Genomic DNA, 7,642 nt, shown 5'->3' on the forward strand with positions numbered 1-7,642 from the left:
CACAACACAAAAAAAGACGCAGGCGCGTCATGTGTTGCCAGTATGTGGTATTTCAGGAGGTCAATCCCGGCACCTGATTTTGCAGGTGCGGAGAAACGATACCGCGACCGGTTAATACTGGCAAGGGGCAGTCACGGTTTTTTAACGGAGAAACAGTTCGTTTACTCCCTGACCGTCAGGGTGACAAAAGGTTCGCGGGGCGGTTTGCCGATAAAACAGGTTCGCCCCAGCTGTGCGTGTCTTTTATCCCCCAGCCGCATTCCGCTGGCTTCGTCCGGTGCAAGCCCCAGCCGCAAATCCCATGCCAGCTGGTCGCGCAACACGAAGGAGACAAACGTGGTCAGCGGCAGATATTCCTCCCCTTCCGGCAGAAAGGTCAGATAACGTTCCAGACTGAGATTATTGATGCACAGCATAAACTTGCCGCTGCGATCCGGTACGTGCGTACCGAGAGTGAAATTGACCCCCAGCACCGATTTGCCCGTGACGTTACCCTCAGAATCCGGCTCGGTCCCCCCCAGACGGGTCAGTTGATCCGGCGGGATGGACACCTTTCGCAGTTGCCAGCCTTCCAGCGTCACATCCGGTAAATCAAAGCAGTCCGACACCAGATCGCAAATAACCTGCGGTGAGCGACCCGGCCCCGCCAGTGTTCCGGCATAAGGCAGCAGTTTACAGTGGCAGATATCCAGCCGTTCGCGTACGCGTGGGTTACCCAGCCCGATTAGCGCAAACATGCGTTGTGAAATAATATCCGTACCGCCATTGCGAAAACTGATATGCCAGTTGCACTTACGCCAGATATGGTACAGGAACTGCGTCCAGCGGTGGCTGAACAGGTTCAGAAAATCCGCCGTTGCGCTGCCGCCCTCCTGCGCCTGAGACCAGGCCATGTCGTCCAGATAATACCCCGGCAGGGGGGATGAACTGCCCGCCAGTCCCATAAAGGTGGTGGTCATCACGTATTGCCCGGCGGCATTTTTCGTCAGTGATTCAATATCGCGTAGCGGGAATGCGAGGCTGGCGCTGGCGCGAAAATGCACGGCTTCATCCTCCGGTTCGGTCCTGAGTGAAAAGGCTCTGTCGCCGTAGCGATGGTGCAACTGGTCCGTAAGAGAATAAAAATCGCGGTAACGGGCCTGAGCCAGAAAAGACTTTTCGCCATCATCCTCTGTCCCGGCGGGCTGCGCTACATTGCCGGAAACTGACCGGTTCTTTCCTTCCATTGCCAGACCTCCTGTGTCTGCGTATTAATCAGCGTCAGCCGGTGCCAGGAATGGCTACTGGCGTAAAGGGCGAAAAAGTACGACAGCGCCGTTCCCAGCCGGTAGATTTCGCCCTCGCAGGAGAAGGGCTGCGTGTTAACGTACAATGTGGACTCCAGCCCCCGTCGTGGAATACCCTTAAACAGGCGGTCTGAGGGCCGGGTTTCCAGCCTCTCCAGCGCCGCCAGTTTTTCCGGTGACAGTCGGGCCATCAGAGGCTCATGGATACCACAGCGGTCAAAGGTGCGCAGGATATCGCGCAGCACCTCCACGTCATCCAGCGTCAGGTAGTTAAGAGTCATGGTGTTAAGCAGCGACCAGTGCAACGGGCCATCCGGCACCGGCAGCAGGGATACGGAGGGAACGGTAACGTTGCGAAACGACGCCACGGAGGCATTCTGCCCCACGGCCACGCAGATATCGCCGCAAGCAAGGCGGGCGGGCAGGTCTGCGTTAGTGCAGGTCAGCGATACCTGTACAGGTGCAGGCCCCTGTTGTCCGGCATCGGGTGGGCTGCCATCGGCACGACGCAGGGTAATAAAGTGGTCGGGCGCATCACGCAGCAACGCGCTTTTCATCAGGTGCCGCCAGTAAACAACCTGTCGCTCGCGATGGTATTCCAGAGGGTGGAGCGGGCTGTCCCACGGCAGCGGCGCGTTTCGCCTGCGGGGGAGCGTCATATCCGGCAGGCCGTCGCTGCCCCGGGGAATATCATCCTGAGCCGCCACGCGCCTCACGCTGAAAACCGCGTAGTGCTCCGGGTATTCCGCGTCCACCGTCAGCGGCCAGTCGCGACGGGAGGCGTCCGCTGTAAAAGGCACGGCATCCCGCACAAACAGGTTTACCGCCGGGGCGCAGTGCAGGCGCAGAGTTTTGCGGTTCAGATGAAGATTTTCCGGCAGGGGACGGTTAAAATGCAGCCGCAGCGTGAAGGAACTGGTCAGCGCGTCGCCGGGAAAGGTGATGCCGCTGAGGATAAAAAAGTCCTGCACGTCAGGAAAACAGAGCCAGTCCTGCACTATCCGGTACCCATCACGGTCGGTATCCGGCAGCGGCGACTCTTGTGCGCTGAAACCGGCAGGCGACAGTGCCAGTTCCGGCTGCGGATAATGCTGTTTCCCGACAATCAGCTCAGCCGCCGTCCGGTAGCGCGACAGCCACAGATAAAGCTGATGGCGGCTGCATTCATCTTCGCTTCCCAGCCAGAAACTGATGCCGTTAATGTCATTTGCCGTTAACCGCGCAGTGCCGGTGATGGAAAAGGTCATATCCATGACGCCTGCCGACAGGCTGCTGCGGTTTTGTATCGCGTCCGTATGCAGCGGCAGCAGCCGGATATCCCGGCAGAGCGTAAAGATACACGGAGGCGGGCCGTCGGTCCCCTCCTCGCCGGGACGGGCATCTTCCGGCTGACTGTCCTGCACGCGGTTCATCACCTGTTCTCCGCGTGAAATCATCACCGGCATGGTCAGTCTGCTGCGGTCCGGGGTATATTCAATCACGGTGATGGCGGGTACGGGACGCAGGTAAGCGGGCCACAGGCGGGTAATCAGCGGCACGGTGAGTTCGGGATATTCATCCTCGACTTTCTCCCGTAGCCGGGCAGATAACAAAGAGAATCCCTCCAGCAGGCGCTCCACCCCCGGGTCAGCGCCCTGAGTGGCGAGGAATTTTTCCAGCCGGGGATTTTCCCGCGCCATCAGTTTTCCATAACGCCGGAGATAATCCAGCTCTTCCCGGAAAAGACGTTCGTTAACGGCCATAATTAAAAGCTCCGGTAATTAAGCAGCGATCCCTTATTTTTGCAGTGAGGCCAGACAACATAAATAAGAAGTAAAAAGCCCGCCCCCCTGTTTTAGTAATCTATTTTACAATGATGTAATGTGATAATTATCACATTAATTATATGCTGGTGCCGTATTCTCTCCCGGTGTAAGCGGTAAAGAATGCAATGATCAGCGCATTCGTGAACACAGATATTTATTTTCATGAATAATACAACACATGATGCTGTTTAAATAAAAAAACCGAATGCATTACCGCAGTTCATAACCATAAAAAATAAAACATGCAGTGATGTTCATACTATTTTTAAGGGAATAATGATGCCTCAGACAGGAACCCGTTTTACCGTTGAAACGGATGGATTTGACGCGCAGACGTTTGCCGTGGTGAGTTTTCATCTTGTTCAGTCTTATTCCTCGCTGTTTACCCTCGACATTCACGTTGTCAGCGACAGTATCGGCCTGAAAGCCACTGATTTACTGGAGCAGAATGTCACGCTCACGGTCTGGCAGGGCCGTACTCCACAGCGCCATATTACCGGACTGATTGCAGGCGTTGAGCGAAGGGAATATGACGGTCATAAGATGAACTATTATCTGCGGGTTTATCCTCCCTTCTGGCGCAGCAGTCTGCGACAGAATTTCCGCCACTTTCAGCAGCAGGATATAGAAAGCATTGTGGCTCACCTGCTGGAGGATAATCAGGTCATACGGGCGTCTTATTTACTGAAGGAGCAACATCCGGCGCGGGAATTCTGTGTACAGTATGGCGAAACGGATTATGACTTTCTCTGCCGCCTGCTGGCAGAAGAAGGCATTTTCTTTTATGAGGAACATGCCCGTGAGGGAAAGAATCAGCTTCTTGTCTTCTGCGATAACGTCTTTTATCTGCCGCAGGCCTTCAATATTCCCTTCAATCCCGAACCCCGCGTGACAGACACTTACTGTATCAGCCGCTTCCGCCATTGCGCACAGATAAGCCCGGCGTACGTGGTGACAAAGGACTACACCTTCAAATACCCCGGCTGGCAGGGACGCTTTCGCCATAAGGCCGCAGATCTTAACGGTCAGCGCAGCCAGTATGAAGTCATGGACTATCCGGGACGCTTCAAGGATGAACAGCACGGACAGGATTTTGCCCGTTATCAACTGGAAGGCCGACGCAATGAGGCAGAAACCGCTGAAGGGTGCAGTAATTCACCGGGATTATGGCCCGGCGTGCGTTTTACGCTGACGGATCATCCGGCGGACGACCTCAACCGGAACTGGCAGGTGGTGGCGAGCACGCTGCACGGCGAGCAGCCGCAGGCGGTTCCGGGCAGTCGGGGGAAAGGAACCACGCTGGTCAATGACTTTCGGGCGATACCGGCAGATAAAACCTGGCGGCCTGCGCTGCTGACTAAACCGAAAGTGGACGGCCCGCAGCCTGCGGTGGTGACAGGCCCGCCGGGAGAAGAAATCTTCTGCGATGAGCATGGCCGGGTGCGGGTGAAATTCCTGTGGGACAGATACCACGACGCCAGTGAAGACAGTTCCTGCTGGATACGGGTCTCGCAGCCGTGGGCCGGCGCCGGATTTGGCAACCTCGCCATTCCGCGTGTCGGTCAGGAAGTGATTGTGGACTTCCTCAACGGCGACCCTGACCAGCCCATCATTATGGGGCGCACCTATCATGAGAGTAACCGCTCACCGGGAAACCTGCCGGGAACGAAGACGCAGATGACCATCCGGTCAAAGACCTACCGGGGGGACGGATTTAACGAACTGAAGTTCGACGACGCGACAGGGCAGGAGCAGGTGTATATCCACGCGCAGAAGAACATGGATACCGAGGTGCTGAACAACCGCACCACCGATGTGAAGGTCAATCATACCGAAACGATTGGCGCAAATCAGACCATTACCGTTAAGCAAAATCAGGTACAGACGGTGATGCAGAACCAGCAGGAAATGGTGGGGCAGAATCAGAGTGTCACAGTGGGCATGAATCAGGCAGAAACGGTGGGGATTGTCCGCGCCCTGAGCGTGGGGGTGGCATACCAGACCACGGTGGGTGGGGTGATGAACACGTCGGTGGCGCTGATGCAGTCCTCACAGGTCGGTATTCAGAAATCCCTGCTGGTCGGTAAAGGGTACGACGTCAGCGTGGGGGAAAACGTCAGCTTCACGGTAGGCAAAACCCGGACAGAAAGCGCCGGAAAGGTGGCCGTCTACAGCGCAGGGGAGCACCTTGAGCTGGTTTGCGGTCAGGCCCGGCTGGTACTGACACAGGACGGCAAAATCTTTCTCAACGGCACGGCAATTAACCTTCAGGGCGCACAGGCCATCAGCGGCGACGGGCCGGTGATTAACTGGAACTGCGGGGCAACAGAAAATCCACCAGACGCGCCTGAGCAGTAAAGACCGTACCCCGGCCTGACCAGAATCAGGACAGACAAGAATACCAACAGAAGGAACTGAACATGAGTGGAAAACCGGCGGCGAGACAGGGCGATGCCACAGCAAAAGGCGGCCCGATTGTACAGGGTTCAGCAGGGGTGCTGATTGGCGCGCCCACCGGCGTGGCCTGCTCAGTGTGTCCCGGCGGCAGAACGTCAGGCAACCCGGTCAACCCGCTGCTGGGGGCCAAAGTCCTGCCCGGCGAAACCGACATTGTGCTGCCGGGGCCGCTGCCATTTATGCTCACCCGCTCATACAGCAGTTACCGGACGAAAACGCCTGCACCGGTGGGAATGTTCGGCCCCGGCTGGAAAGCCCCTTTCGATATCCGCTTACAGCTTCGTGATGATGAACTGATTATTAACGATGACGGCGGGCGCAGTATTCACTTTGAACCATTGCTGCCCGGTGAAACCGCCTTCAGCCGCAGTGAGTCCCTGTGGCTGGCCCGCGGCGGCGTGGCGAAACTGCATGAAAGCAATGTACTGCACGTGTTGTGGCAGACCCTGCCGGAAGACCTGCGTTTAAGTCAGCATCTCTATCTGGCAACCAACAGTGCGCAGGGACCGTGGTGGATACTCGGCTGGCCTGAGCGCGTACCGGCAGCAGAAGAACCCTTACCCGCCCCGCTGCCGCCGTACCGGATACTGACCGGGCTGGCTGACCGCTTTGGGCGCACACAGACCTTTCACCGTGAGTCAGGCGGGGAATTTGTCGGGAACATCACCGGGGTGACTGACGGCGCAGGCCGCCGCTTTCGGCTGGTGCTGACCACGCAGGCACAGCGGGCGGAAAGCGCCCGTAAACAGGCGACAGCCGCCGGTATCCGACCCGAAACTTTCCCGCAGACCCTATCCGCATCAGACTGTGGCGCAGACAGCGGCATTCGCCTTGAGGCGGTGTTGCTGACGCACGACCCGGAATACCCGGATAACCTGCCCGCACTGCCGCTGGCCCGCTATGCGTATACCCCGCGTAGCGAACTGTCGGCGGTGTATGACCGCAGCGGCACACTGGTGCGCAGTTTCACTTACGACGATAAGCATCCAGGCAGGATGACCGCGCACCAGTACGCCGGACGTCCGCAGACCACCTACCACTATGATGTCAGCGGAAGAGTAACGGAACAGCATAACCCGGTGGGACTGAGTTACACCTACGGCTATGAAAAAAACGCCGTCACCATCACCGACAGCCTGAACCGCCGCGAGGTGCTGCACACCGAAGGTGAAGGCGGGTTAAAGCGAGTAGTCCGGGAAGAAAAAGCCGACGGCAGCGCAATCACACGGGAATTTGACAACGCCGGACGCATGGTGGCAATGACCGATGCTGCCGGGCGCAAAACCGAATACCGGCTGAATATCGGCTCCGGCAATGTGACGGAAATTGTTGCATCAGATGGTCGGTCAGTGCGGTTCAGCTACAACGACCAGCGTCAGCTCATTTCCACCACCGGCACTGACGGCCTGCGCAGTCAGCAGGTGTTTGATGAGCGGGGGCGTCTGGCGCAGGAGAAATCCCGTAGCGGCGATGTGACCCGTTATTTTTATGATGACCCGGACAGCGAACTGCCCTCTGCCATTGAAGACGCCACCGGCAGCAAAAAGTCCATGACGTGGAGCCGCTACGGGCAGTTGCTGGCCTTTACCGACTGCTCCGGCTACCAGACCCGCTATGAATACAACCGCTTCGGGCAGGTCATCGCCCTTCATCAGGAAGAGGGCCTCAGTCAGTACCGCGCTTACGATGAACGGGGCAGACTTATCAGCCAGAAAGATGCCGCAGGCCACGAAACCCGCTATGAGTACAGTGTGGCGGGCAACCTGACCACCGTGGTTCACCCGGACGGCAGCAAGCAGACCACAGAGTACGATGCGACAGGACATCCGGTGAGTACCACCGAAGGCGGCCTGACGCGGCAGATGGAATACGACGCTGCCGGGCGTGTCACCCGGCTTGTTAATGAAAGCGGGGCTGGCGCTACCTTTACTTACGACCTGCTGGACAGGCTGGCGCAGGAAACGGGCTTCGACGGCAGGACGCAGCGTTATCACTACAGCGCCACCGGACAGCTTATCCGCAGTGAGGATGAAAGCCTCATCACCCTGTGGCACTACGATGAGTCAGACCGGCTGGCATACAGAACGGTGAATG

The 7,642-nt window shown here is 57.5% G+C and carries 4 protein-coding genes; 2 read left to right on the top strand and 2 right to left on the bottom strand.

What is annotated here, in order from left to right:
• Nucleotides 1-161: 161 nt before the first annotated feature.
• Entirely contained in the window at nucleotides 162-1,226 is a 1,065-nt protein-coding gene (gene tssG, locus FDX19_RS07795; RefSeq protein ID WP_137382277.1) for a type VI secretion system baseplate subunit TssG, read from the bottom strand.
• Complete coding sequence (gene tssF, locus FDX19_RS07800; protein WP_137382278.1) at nucleotides 1,190-3,028, bottom strand: type VI secretion system baseplate subunit TssF; 1,839 nt, start codon at nucleotides 3,026-3,028, stop codon at nucleotides 1,190-1,192. Before tssF ends, tssG begins: the two co-directional genes overlap by 37 nt.
• Nucleotides 3,029-3,370: 342 nt before the next feature.
• Here tssF and FDX19_RS07805 point away from each other — a divergent pair, with 342 nt between their 5' ends.
• On the top strand, nucleotides 3,371-5,449 hold the full coding sequence (locus FDX19_RS07805) for a type VI secretion system Vgr family protein (RefSeq protein WP_137382280.1): 2,079 nt from the start codon (nucleotides 3,371-3,373) through the stop codon (nucleotides 5,447-5,449).
• 62 nt (nucleotides 5,450-5,511) lie between these two features.
• Nucleotides 5,512-7,642 (top strand): DUF6531 domain-containing protein (locus FDX19_RS07810; RefSeq protein WP_137382279.1); only part of this gene is annotated, 2,131 nt, incomplete at its 3' end.

Source organism: Citrobacter sp. wls619, from assembly GCF_005281345.1.
Taxonomy (GTDB): Bacteria; Pseudomonadota; Gammaproteobacteria; order Enterobacterales; family Enterobacteriaceae; genus Citrobacter.